The sequence below is a fragment of the Corynebacterium bouchesdurhonense genome, from assembly GCF_900078305.2.
Lineage (GTDB): Bacteria > Actinomycetota > Actinomycetes > Mycobacteriales > Mycobacteriaceae > Corynebacterium > Corynebacterium bouchesdurhonense.
Genome location: NZ_LT546028.1, coordinates 1,168,516 through 1,184,883 on the forward strand (window position 1 = coordinate 1,168,516; position 16,368 = coordinate 1,184,883).

Annotated in this window: 16 protein-coding genes, 1 tRNA gene and 1 pseudogene; 14 read left to right on the forward strand and 4 right to left on the reverse strand. The window is 69.8% G+C overall.

Annotated features, from left to right (window positions below):
- Window positions 1-33: 33 nt before the first annotated feature.
- Entirely contained in the window at window positions 34-624 is a 591-nt protein-coding gene (locus tag BN4252_RS10350) for a 5-formyltetrahydrofolate cyclo-ligase (protein WP_066530457.1), read from the reverse strand.
- 81 nt (window positions 625-705) lie between these two features.
- On the opposite strand from BN4252_RS10350, the gene BN4252_RS10355 reads away from it, so the two are divergent.
- The 6 genes from BN4252_RS10355 (at window position 706) to BN4252_RS10380 (ending at window position 5,837) form a co-directional block, all read left to right on the forward strand.
- Entirely contained in the window at window positions 706-1,653 is a 948-nt protein-coding gene (locus BN4252_RS10355) for a UTP--glucose-1-phosphate uridylyltransferase (protein ID WP_066530459.1), read from the forward strand.
- 53 nt (window positions 1,654-1,706) lie between these two features.
- A complete protein-coding gene (gene glp / locus BN4252_RS10360) occupies window positions 1,707-3,017 on the forward strand; it encodes a molybdotransferase-like divisome protein Glp (protein ID WP_066530462.1) in 1,311 nt (436 codons plus the stop codon).
- Between the two features lie 7 nt (window positions 3,018-3,024).
- Complete coding sequence (locus tag BN4252_RS10365) at window positions 3,025-3,684, forward strand: GNAT family N-acetyltransferase (protein WP_066530463.1); 660 nt, start codon at window positions 3,025-3,027, stop codon at window positions 3,682-3,684.
- Between the two features lie 120 nt (window positions 3,685-3,804).
- A complete protein-coding gene (sepX, locus tag BN4252_RS10370) occupies window positions 3,805-5,013 on the forward strand; it encodes a divisome protein SepX/GlpR (protein WP_066530465.1) in 1,209 nt (402 codons plus the stop codon).
- 67 nt (window positions 5,014-5,080) lie between these two features.
- Window positions 5,081-5,153, forward strand: a tRNA-Ala gene (locus BN4252_RS10375).
- A gap of 75 nt (window positions 5,154-5,228) precedes the next feature.
- A complete protein-coding gene (locus BN4252_RS10380) occupies window positions 5,229-5,837 on the forward strand; it encodes a cation transporter (RefSeq protein WP_066530467.1) in 609 nt (202 codons plus the stop codon).
- On the opposite strand, the pseudogene BN4252_RS10385 reads toward BN4252_RS10380, so the two are convergent.
- Window positions 5,834-6,441 (reverse strand): annotated as a pseudogene (locus BN4252_RS10385) (DNA-3-methyladenine glycosylase I). The gene BN4252_RS10380 and the pseudogene BN4252_RS10385 overlap by 4 nt on opposite strands.
- Window positions 6,442-6,493: 52 nt before the next feature.
- Here BN4252_RS10385 and BN4252_RS10390 point away from each other — a divergent pair.
- Window positions 6,494-6,904 (forward strand): DoxX family protein, encoded by a 411-nt coding sequence (locus BN4252_RS10390; RefSeq protein WP_066530471.1) that lies wholly within the window; start codon window positions 6,494-6,496, stop codon window positions 6,902-6,904.
- Window positions 6,897-7,535, forward strand: coding sequence for a zf-HC2 domain-containing protein (locus BN4252_RS10395; protein WP_066530474.1), 639 nt, complete (start codon window positions 6,897-6,899; stop codon window positions 7,533-7,535). Before BN4252_RS10390 ends, BN4252_RS10395 begins: the two co-directional genes overlap by 8 nt.
- A gap of 16 nt (window positions 7,536-7,551) precedes the next feature.
- Here the strand turns inward: BN4252_RS10395 and BN4252_RS10400 are convergent, their stop codons facing one another.
- Window positions 7,552-9,075, reverse strand: coding sequence for a dolichyl-phosphate-mannose--protein mannosyltransferase (locus tag BN4252_RS10400; RefSeq protein ID WP_096877801.1), 1,524 nt, complete (start codon window positions 9,073-9,075; stop codon window positions 7,552-7,554).
- Between the two features lie 160 nt (window positions 9,076-9,235).
- On the opposite strand from BN4252_RS10400, the gene rsmI reads away from it, so the two are divergent.
- A complete protein-coding gene (gene rsmI, locus BN4252_RS10405) occupies window positions 9,236-10,102 on the forward strand; it encodes a 16S rRNA (cytidine(1402)-2'-O)-methyltransferase (RefSeq protein ID WP_066530475.1) in 867 nt (288 codons plus the stop codon).
- A 59-nt stretch (window positions 10,103-10,161) separates the two neighbouring features.
- The gene (metG, locus tag BN4252_RS10410) at window positions 10,162-11,997 is read left to right on the forward strand and encodes a methionine--tRNA ligase (protein ID WP_066530483.1); all 1,836 of its coding nucleotides are present in this window, start codon (window positions 10,162-10,164) and stop codon (window positions 11,995-11,997) included.
- A gap of 44 nt (window positions 11,998-12,041) precedes the next feature.
- On the opposite strand, the gene BN4252_RS10415 is transcribed toward metG, so the two are convergent.
- On the reverse strand, window positions 12,042-12,434 hold the full coding sequence (locus BN4252_RS10415) for a DUF3806 domain-containing protein (protein ID WP_066530491.1): 393 nt from the start codon (window positions 12,432-12,434) through the stop codon (window positions 12,042-12,044).
- 12 nt (window positions 12,435-12,446) lie between these two features.
- Between BN4252_RS10415 and BN4252_RS10420 the strand changes: the two genes are divergently transcribed.
- The 4 genes from BN4252_RS10420 to BN4252_RS10435 all read left to right on the forward strand — a co-directional run bounded on the left by BN4252_RS10420 (window position 12,447) and on the right by BN4252_RS10435 (window position 16,368).
- Complete coding sequence (locus BN4252_RS10420; RefSeq protein WP_066530494.1) at window positions 12,447-13,283, forward strand: TatD family hydrolase; 837 nt, start codon at window positions 12,447-12,449, stop codon at window positions 13,281-13,283.
- Window positions 13,284-13,346: 63 nt separating this feature from the next.
- Complete coding sequence (locus BN4252_RS10425) at window positions 13,347-14,513, forward strand: resuscitation-promoting factor (RefSeq protein WP_078056901.1); 1,167 nt, start codon at window positions 13,347-13,349, stop codon at window positions 14,511-14,513.
- 6 nt (window positions 14,514-14,519) lie between these two features.
- The gene (rsmA, locus tag BN4252_RS10430) at window positions 14,520-15,368 is read left to right on the forward strand and encodes a 16S rRNA (adenine(1518)-N(6)/adenine(1519)-N(6))-dimethyltransferase RsmA (protein WP_066530496.1); all 849 of its coding nucleotides are present in this window, start codon (window positions 14,520-14,522) and stop codon (window positions 15,366-15,368) included.
- Complete coding sequence (locus BN4252_RS10435; RefSeq protein WP_230208635.1) at window positions 15,361-16,368, forward strand: GHMP family kinase ATP-binding protein; 1,008 nt, start codon at window positions 15,361-15,363, stop codon at window positions 16,366-16,368. Before rsmA ends, BN4252_RS10435 begins: the two co-directional genes overlap by 8 nt.

Genomic DNA, 16,368 nt, shown 5'->3' on the forward strand with positions numbered 1-16,368 from the left:
GTATTAGACGCGCGCGGACCCGCCCCGGTTCCCTCAAACGGCGAAGAATCCGGACGGGGTAATCACGGCGTCCACCGGAACGTCGTGGGTGTCATGAGGCACGCGCTCGATGACGTCCTCGTCGTACACCACAGCGACAACCGGGGCTGCGGGCCGGGGCAGCGCTGTCAGTGCCCGATCGTAGTAGCCGGCACCCTTACCCAGCCGCATGCCGCCACGGTCCACAGCCAGGGCAGGCACGATGAGCAACGCACACGAGCGCAGCACGTTCGAGTTGAAGCGGGCCCCCTCGGGCTCGGTGATGCCGAGCGCGCCGGGTACCGTGCCCTTGCCGTGCAGCGCCCACGCGAGCTCGCCGCCGGGCATGGAGATGGGCAGCCACACCTTCGACGCGCGCCGCGCCAGCCGGGCCGGTAGGTCTTCGGGCCCCGGCTCCGAGGGAAGCGGACTGTAGGCGGCAACCGCGCGCCCGGCCGCGCCGAAGTGATCCACGCAGGCGATGGCGTGCTCTGCCAGCGCGGCGTCGAGCGCGGCCTTGCGCCGCGGGTTCTCCCGCAGCTGCCTGCGGAAACGCGTGCGCTCTTGGCGGGCCCCGTGCTTGTCTGCGCCAAGCTGCTCGCTCACGCCGATCAGCCCTTTCTGCTTAGGCAACTGTGCTCGGGTCGGAAACTGGGATGCGGTGGTGGGCAGGTAAACTTCCCGTTTATGCAGAAGTCTAGCGATCAAGCTTCCCCCTTCTCGAGCGTGCGCACGGTAGTGGTGCCAGCGGCGGGGATGGGGACGCGGTTCTTGCCCGCCACGAAGACGGTGCCGAAAGAACTGCTGCCCGTGGTGGACACGCCCGGCATTGAGCTGATCGCGCAGGAGGCGGCGGACCTGGGGGCCGAGCGCCTAGCCATCGTGGTGGCGCCGGAGAAGCAGGAGATCATGCGCCACTTCGGCGAGTTCTCCACCCTCCAGGAGCGCCTGCGGGCCCGCGGCAAGGATGAGCAGGCGGAGAAGGTGGCGCGCGCCCACGGCCTCATCGACGCGGTTGCTGTGACCCAGGACGCACCGCTCGGCCTCGGCCACGCGGTGGGCTGTGCGGAGGCGGCGCTCGACGCCGAGGAGGACGTGGTGGCGGTCATGCTGCCGGACGACCTCGTGCTGCCGTTCGGGGTGATGGCCAAGATGGTCGAGGTGCGCAACAAGTTCGGCGGGAGCGTTCTGTGCGCCTTCAACGTCACGGAGGACGAGGTGTTCAACTACGGCGTGTTCGACGTCGAGGAGGCCTCGGACACGGTCGACGGTGTAGACGTCATGCGCGTGCGCGGCATGGTGGAGAAGCCCGCCAAGGAGGAAGCCCCCTCGACGCTGGTGGCCACCGGCCGCTATTTGCTGGACCGGGCGGTGTTCGACGCGCTCGGCCGGATCGAGCCGGGGAAGGGGGGCGAGCTGCAGCTCACCGACGCCATCGAGCTCATGATCCAGGAGGGCCACCCGGTGCACGTTGTGGTGCACGACGGCAAGCGCCACGACCTGGGCAACCCAGGCGGCTATATCCCCGCGAACGTGGACTTCGGCCTGCGGGACAAGAAGTATGGCCCGGCGCTCTACACCGCGGTGAAGAAAATCATCGCGGACTACGAGGCAGAGCATCCCGAGCTCGGCTAACCAGGCGGCGGCAGGTAGGCGACAGGTAGGCGGCAGGGAAAAGGAGCGGGCCGATGCGCAGCGTTGAGGACCAGCTAGAGATGGTGGTCGATGCGGCGGTGACGCCGGAGCCGATCCGCGTCGGCCTCGGCGACGCCCTCGGCCTGATGTGTGCCGAGGAGGTCGCCGCCACCAAGCCGCTGCCTGGGTTCAACCAGGCGGCGGTGGACGGCTACGCGGTCCGCTCCGTGGACGTGGGGGGAACGGTCGGTCTGTCCCGCCCGGGTACTGGACCCGGCGCGCACCAGGACAGCGGCGAAGAGGACCAGGAGTCCGCCCCGGCCCCCGCCCGCGAGCGCGCACTGCCCGTGGTGGGCAGGGTGAACGCGGGGTCGCATAAACCGCTGCGCCTGCAGCCGAAGCAGGCGGGTCGCGTGGCCACGGGCGCGCCGCCGCCGACGCTCGCGGACGCCGTGCTGCCCCTGGCGTGGTCCGACCGCGGCACCAAGCGCGTCACCCCGGAGCGCCCCGTGCGCACCGGGGACTTTGTCCGCCGCGCGGGCGACGACATCCAGCCGGGAGACATCGCCGTGCGCCCGGGCACTATCCTCGGCCCGGCGCAGATCGGGCTGATCGCCGCCGCGGGGCGCGACAAGGTGCTGGCGTACCCGCGCCCGCGCGTGACCGTGATGAGCTACGGCCTCGAACTTGTGGACGTTGACCGGGACCCGGGCCTGGGCCAGGTCTTCGACGTGGCGTCCTACGTGGTCGCCGCGGCGGCCGAGGAGGCGGGCGCGGACGTGCACCGCATCGGCATCATCAACGCCGAGCCGCGCCAGCTGCGCGAGGCCATCGCCGGCAACGTGGCCCGCAGCGAGCTCGTGGTCATCACCGGTGCCGTCGGCGGCTCCGGGGCGGACGCGGTGCTGGAGGTGCTGCGCGAGCTGGGCGAGGTGGACACCACCCGCGTGGCGATGCACCCCGGCTCCGTGCAGGGCTTCGGCCTGCTGGGGCAGGAGCGCGTCCCCGCGTTCCTGTTGCCCTCGAACCCGGTGGCCGCCCTGGTGATTGCGGAGGTGATGGTGCGGCCGGCGATCCGGGCGTCGTTAGGCAAAGCTTCCACCTCGCGCCGCACCGTGCGGGCCCGCTCGCTGCGCGCGATCGAGTCCATCGGCGGGCGCCGCGGCTACATCCGGGCGCGCCTGATGCGCGACGCGGACACGGGTGATTACCTGGTGGAGAGCCTCGGCGGCGTCGCTGGGGCGCCGGCCCACCTGCTCGCGGGCTTCGCCGAGGCCAACGCCATGATCCGGCTGCCGGAAGGCATCACCTACGTGCGCCCGGGCGAGATCGTGGACGTCGAGTTCCTGCAGCAACGCTCGTAGCGCGCCCATGATCGACGCCCTGCTCAAGCCGTTTCGCGCACCCACGCCAGGTTGGCCGGAATCCACCCGTGAGGTGCAGCTTGTCAGCGGCACCCGGCTGCACCTGCGACCCCTGCGCGCCGCCGACGGCGACGCCTGGATCTCCACGCGCCTCGCCGACGAGGCGTGGCTGAAACCCGTGGAACCCACCGCCCCGTCCACCTGGGAGGCCGCCCACACGCACGCCGCGTGGCGCAACACGTGGCTCAACCTCAAGCGCCTCGCGGCCGACGGGGTGGTGGTGCCCCTGGTCATCGAGGCGGACGGGCAGTTCGCCGGCCAGGTCACACTGGGCAACATCCAGCACGGTGCGGTGGGGGAGTGCTGGATCGGCTACTGGGTGCACTCCCCGTTCATGGGCCGCGGCATCGCCACCGCTGCGTGCGCGCTGGGCGTTGACCACGCCTTCCACCGCGTGGGCATGCACCGCGTCACGGCTACCTTTCTGCCGTCCAACCCGGCGTCGGGAAGCGTGCTCAAAGCGTGCGGCTTCCGCGAGGAGGGCTTCATGCGCCGCAACCTGCACATCGACGGCGAGTGGCGCGACCACTACTTCGTGGCCCTAAACTGCGACGATTTCCCCTCCGACGCGGTGGATCGCCTCGCGACCGCCGGGCGCCTGCGGTAGCCGCGCGAATTCGCCCGCCCGGCACCGGCGCGCCGGGGCCGGAGGCGCACCGCCCGCCGATACCGTTGTTGTAACTAACTGCGAACCCTCCAACGCTTGCGACGAAAGGTGGCCGCCGCTATGGGCCCGAGCCTGATCATCCTGCTCATCATTGTGGTGTGGGTGATTGTCCTTGCCCCGCTGGTGCTGGGCGACAACAAGCCGATCCGCCGCTCCGGCGAGGGCTATGAGGAAACGCGCGTGCTCCACGAGGGCGGCTCGACCCCGGTTGCCGCCCGCCGCCGCCCCAAGCTCACCGCCGCGGACGTGCACCGCTACGGCCCCGAAGAGGGGGAGTACGAGGTGGTCGAGGCGGTCTCCGACGAGGAGCGGGTGCTTATCGACGACACCAAGAGCGGCCTCAAGCCCCTCTTTGCCAAGCGCACCGCCTCCGCAGAGGTGGTGGCCGCGGAGCCCGCGGTCATCGACGCCGAGGCGGAGCCCGCGGACGCGGCGGCCCAGGATGATGCCCCGGCAGAGGGCGAAACCCCGGCGAGTGGCGGCTCCACCGCGGTCTCCGTGTTGCAGGCTCGGGCGGCGGCCGAGGACATGGAGGATACCGACGACGCTGGGGCAACCGAGGACACCGAGGACGCTGGGGATACTGCGGACACCGAGGACACTGCGGGCACCGAGGACACCGAGGCCTACCTCGATCCGTCCGACTTCGGCTACGCGGAGGCGGAACTCGCCGACTCGGTCGACGTTGATGAGGATGCCGAGGTCGACGCGGACGACGCGGATGACGCGGCCAACTCGGCCGACGAGGAAGAGACGCTCGAGGCAGGGGACGCAGACACCGAGCCGACCGACGAGGACATCGCCTTCGCCCAGACCCGCCGCGGGCGCGGCGGCTGGGACCCGCAGCAGGACGAGCGCAACCGCGCTAGCCGCTACCAGCGCCGCCAGCGCACCTTCGCCGGGCTGTTGATCGCCTGCGTGATCACCCTGGTAGCCGCGGCGATGTTCGGCGGGTGGGTGTGGGTGCTGCCGGCGATTTCGATCGGGCTAACCGCGTGGTTCCTCGTCGCCTTGCGCCAGCTGGTGAAGAAGGAGCGCGCCCTGCGTCAGCGCCGCATGCGTCAGTTGCGCCGCGCCCGCCTCGGCGTGGACACAGGCCACACGGAGCACGCCGCGTCTGCCACAGGGCGCCGCCGGGCCGGCGCGATTGTGGTGGACATGGACGACGAGAGCCCGGACTTCGACCACCTGCCGCGCTACCGCCAGCCGGAGCCGGAGTACAGCTCGCGCCGCCCCGAGCGTATCCCGGAGTTTGACCGCGCAAGCTAAGCGTTCCGGCAGCTCAGGCCGGCGATTTCAGATCACCGGGCGCCAGGAGTAACCTCGTAACAGCTGCGGGGCTATAGCTCAGTTGGTAGAGCGTCGCGTTCGCAATGCGAAGGTCAGGGGTTCGATTCCCCTTAGCTCCACAAAACCCCACCGGCCCCCGCCACACGGCGGGGGCCGGTGCTGCATGTCAGGAGTAGTAGGTACCATCTCCCAGCATGTCCACAGAACGCATCCGGCGCGCCGTACTGATCGTGGCGCTGCTTAACCTGGCCTACTTCTTCGTCGAGTTCAGCGTGGCGGTGGCCATCGGCTCGGCCTCCTTGTTCGCGGATTCGGCGGACTTCCTCGAGGATACGGCTATCAACCTCCTCATCTTCTTCGCCGTTGCTTGGCCGGCGCACCGCCGCCGCCAGGTGGGCGGCGCGCTGGCCGCGCTCATCCTCATCCCGGCAATCGCGGCAATCGGCACGGTGATCCACAAGCTGCTCAACCCGGCCGCGCCCTCGCCAGAGGGGCTCACGGCCACGGCGGCCGGCGCGCTGGTGGTCAACGTGATCTGCGCGCTCATCTTGGTTCGGCTGCGCAACGAGGGCTCAAGCTTAACTACGGGCGCGTGGCTCGCCGCCCGCAACGATGCCCTGGCGAACGTCCTCATCATCGTCGCTGGCTTGCTCACCTTCGTCTGGCCAACGGCCTGGTTCGACATCATCGTCGGCGCGATCATCGCCATCGTGAACCTCGATGCCGCGAAGGAGGTGTGGGAGGCTTCCCGCGAGGAGCACGACTCGGTGGAGGAGGCGTTCGCGGAGCTGGAGGAGGACTAGCCCCACACTCCCGAGGCGCCGCGGCGCCACGTGCCCACCAGGTTGGTGTCCACGATGCCCACGGACTCCATCAGCGCGTACATGGTCACCGGCCCCACGAGCGTGAAGCCGCGGCGCTTGAGCTCCTTGGCCAGCGCCTCGGACTCGGGGGAGCGGGTGGGCACTTCGTCCGCGGTGCGGGGCACCGGCGTGGCCTCGGGCTTGAACGACCAGATCAGCTCGGCCAGGTCTGTTCCCTCCTCGCGCAGGCGCAGCGCCGCCTCCGCGTTTGTCAGGGGGGGGCGGTGAGTTTGCGGCGGTTGCGGGTCAAAGTTGCGTCACCAAGCAAGTGCTCAATGCCCTCCATCCGCGCGACCTCCTCGGGCACGAACCCGCAGAACGCCTCGCGCAGCCGCTCGCGCTTCTGCAAGATGAGGCGCCAGGACAGGCCAACCTGGAACCCTTCGAGGCAAAGCCGTTCGAACATGCCGGCTTCATCGCGCACGGGCATGCCCCACTCCGTGTCGTAGTACTCCCGCAGCAGCGGGTCGCTCGCGGCCCACGGCGGGCGCGCCAGCCCGTCTTCGCCGATGACGGGGTGGGTGGGTTTTTCTGCATTACTCATACGTATTGGACTCCGTTCGTGGCCCGTCGGTTCCATGAGTACTCTTATTCGCATGAACCGGCCCGCTGTGCGCGATTTCGCCCTGCTGCTCCTGCGCGCCGTGCTCGGGGTGGTGTTCGTGGCGCGAGGCTACCAGCGCTGGTTCGGCGCGGGCATGCGCCAGACCGCGGAGGACCTCGCAGCCGCGGGCGTGCCGCAGCCGACGCTGAGCGCCTACCTCGCGGGCACCGCCGAGCTGCTGGCTGGCACGTTCCTCATCATCGGGCTGCTTACCACCATAGCCGCCTCCCTGCTGGTGCTAGTGGTGCTGGCCGGCGGGTACTTCGTGCACCTGGAGCACGGCTTCTTCGTGGAGGACGGCGGCGTGGAGTACCCGCTCGTGCTCGCGGTGGCGCTGTTCGTGATTGTTGTGTTCGGCTCCGGCCGCGCCAGCCTGGACGGGGTGCTCACGCGCGATGGTTAGCCACGACGAGATTCAGGCGGCACTGTCCGCGCGCCTCGATGGGGAGCCATTGCTTGTCGACGCATCCGTGGTCGACGCCCACCTCGCCCAGTGCGAGGAATGCCAGCGGTTCTGGGAACGCTCGCTCGCCCTCGGACGCAGCCTCGGCCTCGCCGACGTGGACGCCGCGGTAGCCCCGCCCGACCTTTCCGAGGTGATCCTGGCGGGGGTGAGCGACCCGTGGCGCAAGCTGGCGCAGCGGCGGATGGTCACGCTGGCGATCGGGCGGGTGGCGCTGATGGCGATGGCCCTGGTGTGGGCCGCCTGGGCGGTGCTGCCCGTGGCCGCCGCCGGGGCGCCCGACCCGGTGAGCACCTCCTTCGCCTCCGTGCGCTTCGGCGTAGCGCTCGCACTGGGCTTGAGCGCGTGGCGCCCGTCCCAAGTGCCCGGCGTGCTTTTGGTGGTGGGCACCATGTTCACCTTCACCGCCGGGTTTGCGGTGCGCGACGCGATCCTGCACATCGGCGAATTCAGCGCCGGGCTGGTGGTGGTGCCGCTGCTCACGTCACTCGCGCTGGTGTGGACATGGGCCGCGGACCGCGGGATTGAGGTACGCCGCGCTTGGGCGCTGCTCAACGCGAACCCACAGTAGCCGCTGCCTCCAGCCGCTACTTCCAGCTCGGCAGCCACATGATGGACTGGTAGAAGCCTTCCGGCACACGGAACCCGTAGAGGATGGCGGACCAGTAGAGGAAGGCGGCCGCGACAACCGCCAGGTAGGCAACCACCACCACCTGTCCGGTGCGCGGGGTGGTGCCCGCCAGCTTGCGGATCACCCCGGAGCGAACCGGCTCGCCGCGCTGGGCGATGTTGCCCAGCGCGAGTGCGATGAGCACTGCGGTGAACGGAGCGAGCGCGGTGGCATAGAAGAAGTACATCTGGCGGTCGAAGGCGGCCAGCCACGGCAGGAAGCCGGCGGCGAAACCGATGAGGGGGACGATCACCCGGAAGTCCCGGCGGGTCAGCCACACCCATCCTGCCCAGAGCAGGACCGGCACGGTCAGCCACCAGATAGGCGGGGTGCCGAAGAGGAAGATCATCTCCCGGCAGGTGCCCAGGCGCCCGCAGTCCAGGTCGGTGGCGGAGTAGTAGAGGATGGGGCGCGCGCCCACCAACCACGCCCAGGGCTTGGAGTCCCAGGGGTGGGAGTGGCCGGACGAAGAGGTTAACGAGGCGTGGAACTCGGCCACGGAGAGGTGGTAGTAGATCCAGCCGGCGATCGGCTCGGGCAGGTGGGACAGCCACGGCCAGTCGGAGGCGGCAATCGAGCCGTCCGCGAGCGAGTGCCGGTACACCGAGGTCTCGGAGGCGAACCAGGCGCGCCAGGACCACGCGTAGAGCAGAAGCGGCACGAGGACGATGGAGGCGAGGGCTGAGGGGACGTCGCGAAGCAATGCCCCCGCAAGGGGCTTCTCCACCCCGTAGCGCTTGCGCAGCCACAGGTCCCAGAACGAGCCGAGCAGGCCGAAGAACGCCATGTAGTACAGGCCCGACCACTTCACCGACAGGGCGAGGCCGAGCAGCACGCCGGTAGCGAAGCGCCACCAACGGAAGCCCACGCGGGGCCCGAGCGGGCCGGCCGCTGCCACCTCGCCGGCTAGCCAGGCGCCGTGCCAGCGCTGGTGCACCTGGCGCATGTCTCCTGCCAGCGTCCAGGCGGCGGCGATGATGAAGAGCACCTCAAACATGTCCAGCATGCCGAACTTGGCGGAGACCAACAGGACGCCGTCAAACAGCGCGATCGCGCCGGCGAAGATGCCGACGGTGGTGGACTGGCTCACGCGCCGGCCGAGCAGGAAGGTGAAGACGATTACGGCGGCGCCGAACAGGGCTGTCATCACTCGCCAGCCCAGCGGGGTGTAGCCGAAGAACGTCTCACCGAACGCCAGCAGCTGCTTGCCCAGCGGCGGGTGGACCACCAGGCCGTACGCCGGGTTGGACTCGATGCCGCCGAGGACCGGGTTGATGGAGCTGCGCACCATGTCCCAGCCCTGGGGCACGTAGTGCTTCTCGTCGAACACCGGGGTGCCGGAGCTGGTGGGCTGCAGCAGGCCGAGGAACCGCGTGAACAGGGCCAGTGCGCCCAGGACTAGCGCGGCGGTGGTGTCGCGCTTGGACCACGGGACGCTCACGGGCGCGCCCGGTGCGGGGCGCTTCGGCCGGTGGGGGCGGGGCGCGGCGCCGCCCGCGCTGTCTTGCTGGGTGGGCGCGGGCGGCGCGGGAGGCGTGGGTGGCGTATCGAGCGTGCTCACGAACAAGGATAGTAGCTGCCGCAGGCTACGCTTGAGCCCTATGGTTGCCACCGGAGACCCCGATCTGCTCCCCGCCCGCGGCGTGGTGCTCGCCGCGACCCCGCTGGGAAACGCCGCCGACGCGTCCCCGCGCCTGCGCGCCGCCCTCGAGGCCGCTGACGTGATCGCCGCGGAGGACACCCGCCGCGCGCGGGCGCTCGCCGCGGCGCTTGGTGTTGAGCCGCGCGGGCGGGTGGTCTCCAACTTCGACCACAACGAGGCGCAGCGCGCCGACGAGCTTATCGAGGCGGCGCGCGCGGGCGTGGTGCTTGTGGTCACGGACGCGGGCATGCCGCTGGTGTCCGACCCTGGCCACTCCCTGGTGGCGTCGGCGCACGACGCCGGCGTGCCAGTCACCTGCATCCCGGGGCCGTCGGCGGTGACCACGGCGCTGGCGCTGTCCGGGCTCAACGTCGGCCACTTCATCTTCGACGGGTTCGCCCCCCGCAAGCCAGGCGCGCGCGAGGCGTGGCTCGAATCGCTGAAAGGGGAGCGGCGCGCGGTGTGCTTCTTCGAGTCCCCCCACCGCATCGGGGCAACGCTTGCCGACGCCACCCGGGTTCTCGGCCCCACCCGCCGCGCAGCGGTGTGCCGCGAGCTGACCAAGACCTACGAGGAGGTGCGCCGCGGCGGCCTTGGCGAGCTCGCCGAGTGGGCGGCGGACGGGCTGCGCGGCGAGATCACCGTGGTCATCGAGGGCGGGGAGGTCGCTGCCGCGGAGCCGGAGGACCTCGTGGACGAGGTGCTCGCCCGCGTGGACGCGGGCGAGCGGATGAAGGACGCGGTGAAGGAGGTCGCGCGCGAACACGGTGTGAAAAACGGCGAGCTCTACGACGCGGCGCTTAGCGCCCGCGACAGCGCCAGGTGAAGGGCATGTTCAAGGGAGCGTCGAAAAGCAATAAGCCCCGATAATTTACACTGAACCCCATGACTGATTCTCAGAACGTTCTTGTGTGCGTGGCGTGGCCGTACGCGAACGGCCCGCGCCACATCGGGCACGTGGCCGGCTTCGGTGTGCCCTCCGACGTCTTCGCCCGCTACCAGCGAATGTCCGGCAAGAACGTCCTGATGGTCTCCGGCACCGACGAGCACGGCACGCCGCTTCTGGTGCAGGCGGACAAGGAGGGCGTAACCGTCAAGGAGCTGGCGGACCGCTACAACGCGCAGATCGTGCAGGACCTCGCCGGCCTGGGCTTGAGCTACGACCTGTTCACCCGCACCACCACCCGCAACCACTACGCGGTGGTGCAGGAGCTGTTCAAGGGCCTCTATGCCAACGGGTACATGGTCAAGGAGACCACCCAGGGCGCGATTTCCCCGTCCACCGGCCGTACGCTGCCGGACCGCTACATCGAGGGCACCTGCCCCATCTGCGGCGCCACCGACGCGCGCGGCGACCAGTGCGACACCTGCGGCAACCAGCTTGACCCGGCGGACCTGATTAACCCGGTGAGCAAGATTAACGGCGAGACGCCCAAGTTCATCGAGACCGAGCACTTCCTGCTCGACCTGCCTGCCCTGCACGACGCGCTTGAGGCGTGGTTGTCCACCCGCGAGGACTGGCGCCCCAACGTGCTGAAGTTCTCCCTCAACCTTTTGGAGGACATGCGCCCGCGCGCCATGACCCGCGACATCGACTGGGGCATCCCGGTGCCGGTGGAGGGATGGGAGGACAACCCGTCGAAGAAGCTCTACGTCTGGTTCGACGCCGTGATTGGCTACCTGTCCGCCTCAATCGAGTGGGCGCAGCGCTCCGGCAACCCGGAGGCGTGGAAGGAGTTCTGGCAGAACCCCGACACCGAGGCCTACTACTTCATGGGCAAGGACAACATCACCTTCCACTCCCAGATCTGGCCGGCGGAGCTGCTCGGCTACGCGGGCAAGGGCTCGAAGGGCGGGCAGCTGCACGAGTACGGTGAGCTGAACCTGCCCACCGAGGTCGTCTCCTCGGAGTTCCTCACCATGTCCGGCTCCAAGTTCTCCTCCTCCAAGGGCGTGGTGATCTACGTCAAGGACTTCCTGGCGGAGTTCGGGCCGGACCCGCTGCGCTACTTCATCGCCGTGGCGGGGCCCGAGAACAACGACACGGACTTCACCTGGGACGAGTTTGTCCGCCGCGTAAACAACGAGCTGGCCAACGGCTGGGGCAACCTGGTGAACCGCACCGTGTCCATGGCCCACAAGAACTTCGGACAGGTGCCGGTGCCGGGGCCGCTCGAGGACGCGGACAAGCGCATCCTGGACCTGGCGGAGCGCACCTTCGCCGCCGCCGGGGAGGACCTGAGCAAGGCCCGCTTCAAGTCCGCCATCACCCAGATCATGCACGTGGTAGGCGAGGCGAACGCCTACATCGCGGAGATGGAGCCGTGGAAGCTGGCCAAGGACGAGGCCCAGCGCGAGCGCCTGGCCACCGTCCTGTGGACCGCGCTGCAGGTGGTCTCGGACTGCAACACCATGCTCACCCCGTTCTTGCCGCACACTGCCCAGCGCGTGCACGAGACCCTCGGCCGCACCGGCGTGTGGGCCGCGGCGCCGCGCGTGGAGGAGGTTGTGGACGACGCTGAGTACGCGCTCGTGGGCGCCGGCCTGCCTGTAAAGGGCCAGACCTACCTGACCATCACCGGCGACTACACCCAGGAGCAGGCGCAGTGGGGTCGCGTGGAGGTCGCCCCCGGCACGGAGCTTTCCAAGCCGGAGCCGCTGATTGCCAAGCTGGACCCGGAGCTCGGGGAGACCGGCCCCGAGTGGGCGCCGGTGCAGTAGCCGCGCAGGTCGCGTAGAACGCGCAGGCCGCGCAGGCCCCGGGGTTACAGGAACTGGCCTAAGAAGGCGGTGAGCTTGCCCGGTTCCTCGTCTTCGAAGCGCTGGTCCACCACCACCAGGGGCGCGAGGTACTTCTCGTCTGGGCCTTCTGGGTCGCGGGCGACGACGAGGTCGGCCCCGAAGTCGTCGACAAGCAAGCGCCAGGCGAAGCCTTCTCGCACCAGCGACTCGCCGAGCGCGGTGCCGTAGATGCGGGCGGTCTCGCCGCGCGGGTACGCCCTGCGCACGTCGAGCGGCAGCGCGAGGTAGTCCCTCAACTCGGCCTCGAAGCTGCCGACGATGTCCGCCGGCGAGCCGTTGATGCCCCGCCCGGCCGCCTCCGCAAGATCCGCCTCGATCGTGGCACGGGTCTGGTCGTCGATGTCGTTGAATGCCATACAGTGCATCGTATGAGTAAGAAGAAGCCGCGTCCCACACCCGTACCCGCCGGGAGCATTCCTGGGCTTGTCGACGCTCACACCCACCTCGCTTCCGCCGGCGCGAAGACGAAACCCGACGTGGACGCCATGGTGGACCGCGCGCTCGCCGCCGGGGTGGAGCGCATCTGCACGGTGGGCGACGGCTTGGAGGAGGCCGAGTCGGCCCTGAAGGCCGCGCATGACAACGATCGCGTGGTGGCCGCGTGCGCTATCCACCCAACCCGCGCCGCAGAGCTCGACCAGGCGGCGCGCACTAGGCTGACGGAGATGGTCGCGGACCCGCGCTGCGTGGCGGTGGGGGAGACCGGCATCGACACCTACTGGCTCGCGCACGACGCAGACGGCACCGCCAGTCTCCAAGTGCAGGAGGAGGCGTTCCGGTGGCACATCGAGCTCGCCGCGGCGAGCGGCAAAGCGCTGATGATCCACAACCGGGAGGGCGACGCGGAGGTGCTGCGGATCCTGGCCGACTCGCCGCGGCCGCCGCACGTGATCCTGCACTGCTTCTCCTCGCCGCTGGAGGTGGCGCGCGAGGCCCTCGAGCGCGGCTACGTGCTCAGCTTCGCGGGCAACGTGACCTTTAAGCGCAACGAGTACCTGCGCGAGGCGGCGGCGCTGGCGCCCGCGGGGCAGTACCTGATCGAGACGGACGCGCCGTACATGACACCCGAGCCGTTTCGCGGTGCGCGCAACGAGCCGGCGCTGATCGGGCACACAGCGAAGGTGGTGGCCGACGCGCGCGGGGTGGATGTGACCGTTGTGGCTAGCGAGGTGCGTGAGACATTTTCGCAGGTCTACGGCGTGTAAGGCCCCAAAAAATATCCCGCCGGAGCTTGAAAGAGGCCCGGCCGTTATCGTATTGTTACCGGCATGTCTGCCGCCGCAAAGCGATCACACACCCGCCTCAACCCCAAACACTCAGCCGGTAAGCGCGCCGCTACCCGCGTGGCCACCGGCGCCCTCGCCGGCGCCGTGATTGCCGGCGGCGCGGGCACGGCGATGGCGGCGCAGAAGGACGTCACCATCGACGTCAACGGCCAGGCCACCGAGCTGAAGACCTTCTCCGGCAACGTGGAGGGCGCGCTCGCCGCGGCCGGCGTGCAGGTCGGTGACCAAGACTTGGTCTACCCGGCCCCGAGCGAGAAGCTGGTCAGCGGCGCTGTTGTGACGGTACGCACCGCTAAGCCGGTTGCCGTGGTGATCGACGGCGTGGCGCAGCAGCTCACCTCCACCGCCGCCACGGTGGGCGACCTGATGCGCGAGGCGGGTGTGGACGCTTCCGCAGCCACGGACATCAAACGCGACGCGCCCGTGACCGAGGGCCTGAGCGTGGACGTGACCACCCCGAAGGTGGTGGCCATCACCGACGCCGGCAACACCGTCTTCACCACTGAGGCGGCCAAGACCGTGGGCGAGCTGCTCAAGGCGCGCGGCGTGACCCTGAGCTCGAACGACCGGGTGAACCACTCCCTGCAGGACCCGGTTGCGGCGAACATGAGCATTGTGATCGACCGCGTCGAGGTGCGCCGCACCGTGGAAACGGTTGCGGTGGAGGCGCCCGCCGAGTACGTGGACGACCCGAACTTGGCGGAGGGCACCGAGGAGGTGCGCGAGCCGGGGGCGGCCGGCGAGACGGTGGTCTACCACCGCACCACCCTGGTCAACGGCCAAGTGGAGAAGGAGGAGAAGACCGGCGAGCGCGAGGTGCGCAAGGCGAAGCCTGCAACCGTCGCGCGCGGCACCAAGCCGGCGGCCGCTCCGCGCAGTGAGTCCGCACCCGCGGTGGCGGGCGGCTCCGTGTGGGACGCCATCGCCGCGTGCGAGTCCGGTGGCAACTGGTCCATCAACACCGGCAACGGCTACCAAGGCGGCCTGCAGTTCAACCAGGGCACCTGGGCGGCCTACGGCGGCACCGCGTACGCCCCCACCGCGGACCAGGCCACCCGCGAGCAGCAGATCGCCATCGCCGAGCGCACCCAGGCGGCCCAGGGCTGGGGTGCCTGGCCGGCCTGCACCGCGAAGCTTGGCCTACGCTAAGCCTGCATGAGCGATTCCCACCTGCTTGGCCCGGTAGAGATCCGGGAGCTGGCCGACGATCTGGGCGTGGTGCCCACCAAAAAGCTCGGCCAGAACTTCGTGCACGACCCGAACACGGTGCGCCGCATCGTCGCCGCCGCGGACCTCTCGCCCGAGGACGTGGTGGTGGAGGTAGGCCCCGGCCTCGGCTCGCTCACCCTCGGGTTGGTGGACACCGTGCGCCGCGTGGTCGCGCTGGAGATCGACCCGCGGTTGGCTGGGCGGTTGGAGGAGACTGCCCGCACACGCGCCCCCGAATACGCCGGGCGGCTCACGGTTATTAACAAGGACGCGCTGAAGGTGACGCGCGCCGACGTCGACGCAGAGCCGACGGCGCTGGTGGCCAACCTGCCCTACAACGTCTCCGTGCCGGTATTGCTGCACCTGCTCGCGGAGTTCCCCTCCATCCGGCGGGTGTTGGTGATGGTGCAAAAGGAGGTGGCGGACCGCCTGGCCGCGGCCCCCGGCTCCAAAATCTACGGCGTGCCCAGCGTCAAAGCCTCGTTCTACGGGGACGTCTCACGCGCCGGGACCATTGGCAAGAACGTGTTCTGGCCGGCACCGAACATCGAGTCGGGGCTTGTGCGTATCGATGTGGACGCGCGCCGGGACCGCTCGCTGAAGGGGCAGGTTTTTCCGCTTGTCGACGCAGCCTTTGCACAGCGCCGCAAGACCCTGCGCTCCACCCTGGCCGCCGTCTACGGGTCCCCGCAGGCCGCCGAGGACGCCCTGCGCGCCGCCGGCATCGACCCGGGGCTGCGGGGCGAGGCGCTCTCGGTGGAGGACTTTGTCAGGCTGGGTGAGCAGCGTGGCTGAGCAGATGGCCCAGCGAACTGTGTTCACCGCTTCCGCGCCCGCCAAGGTCAACCTGCACCTGGGCGTGGGGGAGCGGATGTGGGACGGCTACCACGAGTTGACCACCGTCTTCCAGGCTGTGGACCGCCGCGAGGTGGTGCGCCTGGTTGTCGAACCCGGCGCCGAGCGCACGCGGTTGGGATCCGTGGTCGAGGGCATCAGCACCCGGTGGCTGTTCGACGACACCCTGCCGGAGAACATCGACACACCCAAAAACCTGGCGTGGAGGGCGGTGGACGTGGCCGTGTCCGCCTGGCGCATGAACTGCGACGCAACGGCCGGGATCATCCACCCCGCGCTGCCCAAGTTGCGAATTGAGGTTGACAAATCTGTATTCATCGCGGGCGGGATGGCCGGCGGTTCCGCCGACGCCGCGGCCGCGCTGCTCGCCGCACACCACTACATCGAGCACTTCTGGGGCGAGCCCGTGGGGGCCTGGCACAACACCGAGGGGCTCGCGCGGGGGCTGGGGGCCGACGTGCCGTTTGCGGTGCACGGCGGCAACGCCGTGGGGCGCGGGCGCGGCGATCATTTGCGCGCGCTGCCCTCGGAGCTCCCGTTTTGGTGGGTGTTTGTGAACCCGGCGACCACGCTGAGCACCGCCGAGTGCTTTGCCAAGCTCGACCAGCTGCGCGAAGGAAACCCGGAGCTTGCGCCCCAGCTCGACCCGTCGCGGGTGACGGACGCGCTCATCACGGGTAACCCGCACGAGCTGGCCGCGGGCCTGCACAACGACCTGGAGATGCCGGCGCGCCTGCTGCGGCCGGCAATTGGCGAGGTGCTCGACTTCGGCAACGCGTACGCGCTGCGCGCCATCGTCTCCGGCTCGGGCCCCACCGTGGCCATGCTGTGCGAGGGTGAGGAGCACGCGCTCGCCGTGCGCTCGCGCGTGCGAGAGGTGTTCCCCGGCTACCAGGCCTTCGCCTGCGGCGGGCCCGCCCACGGGGTGCGGATGGCCTAG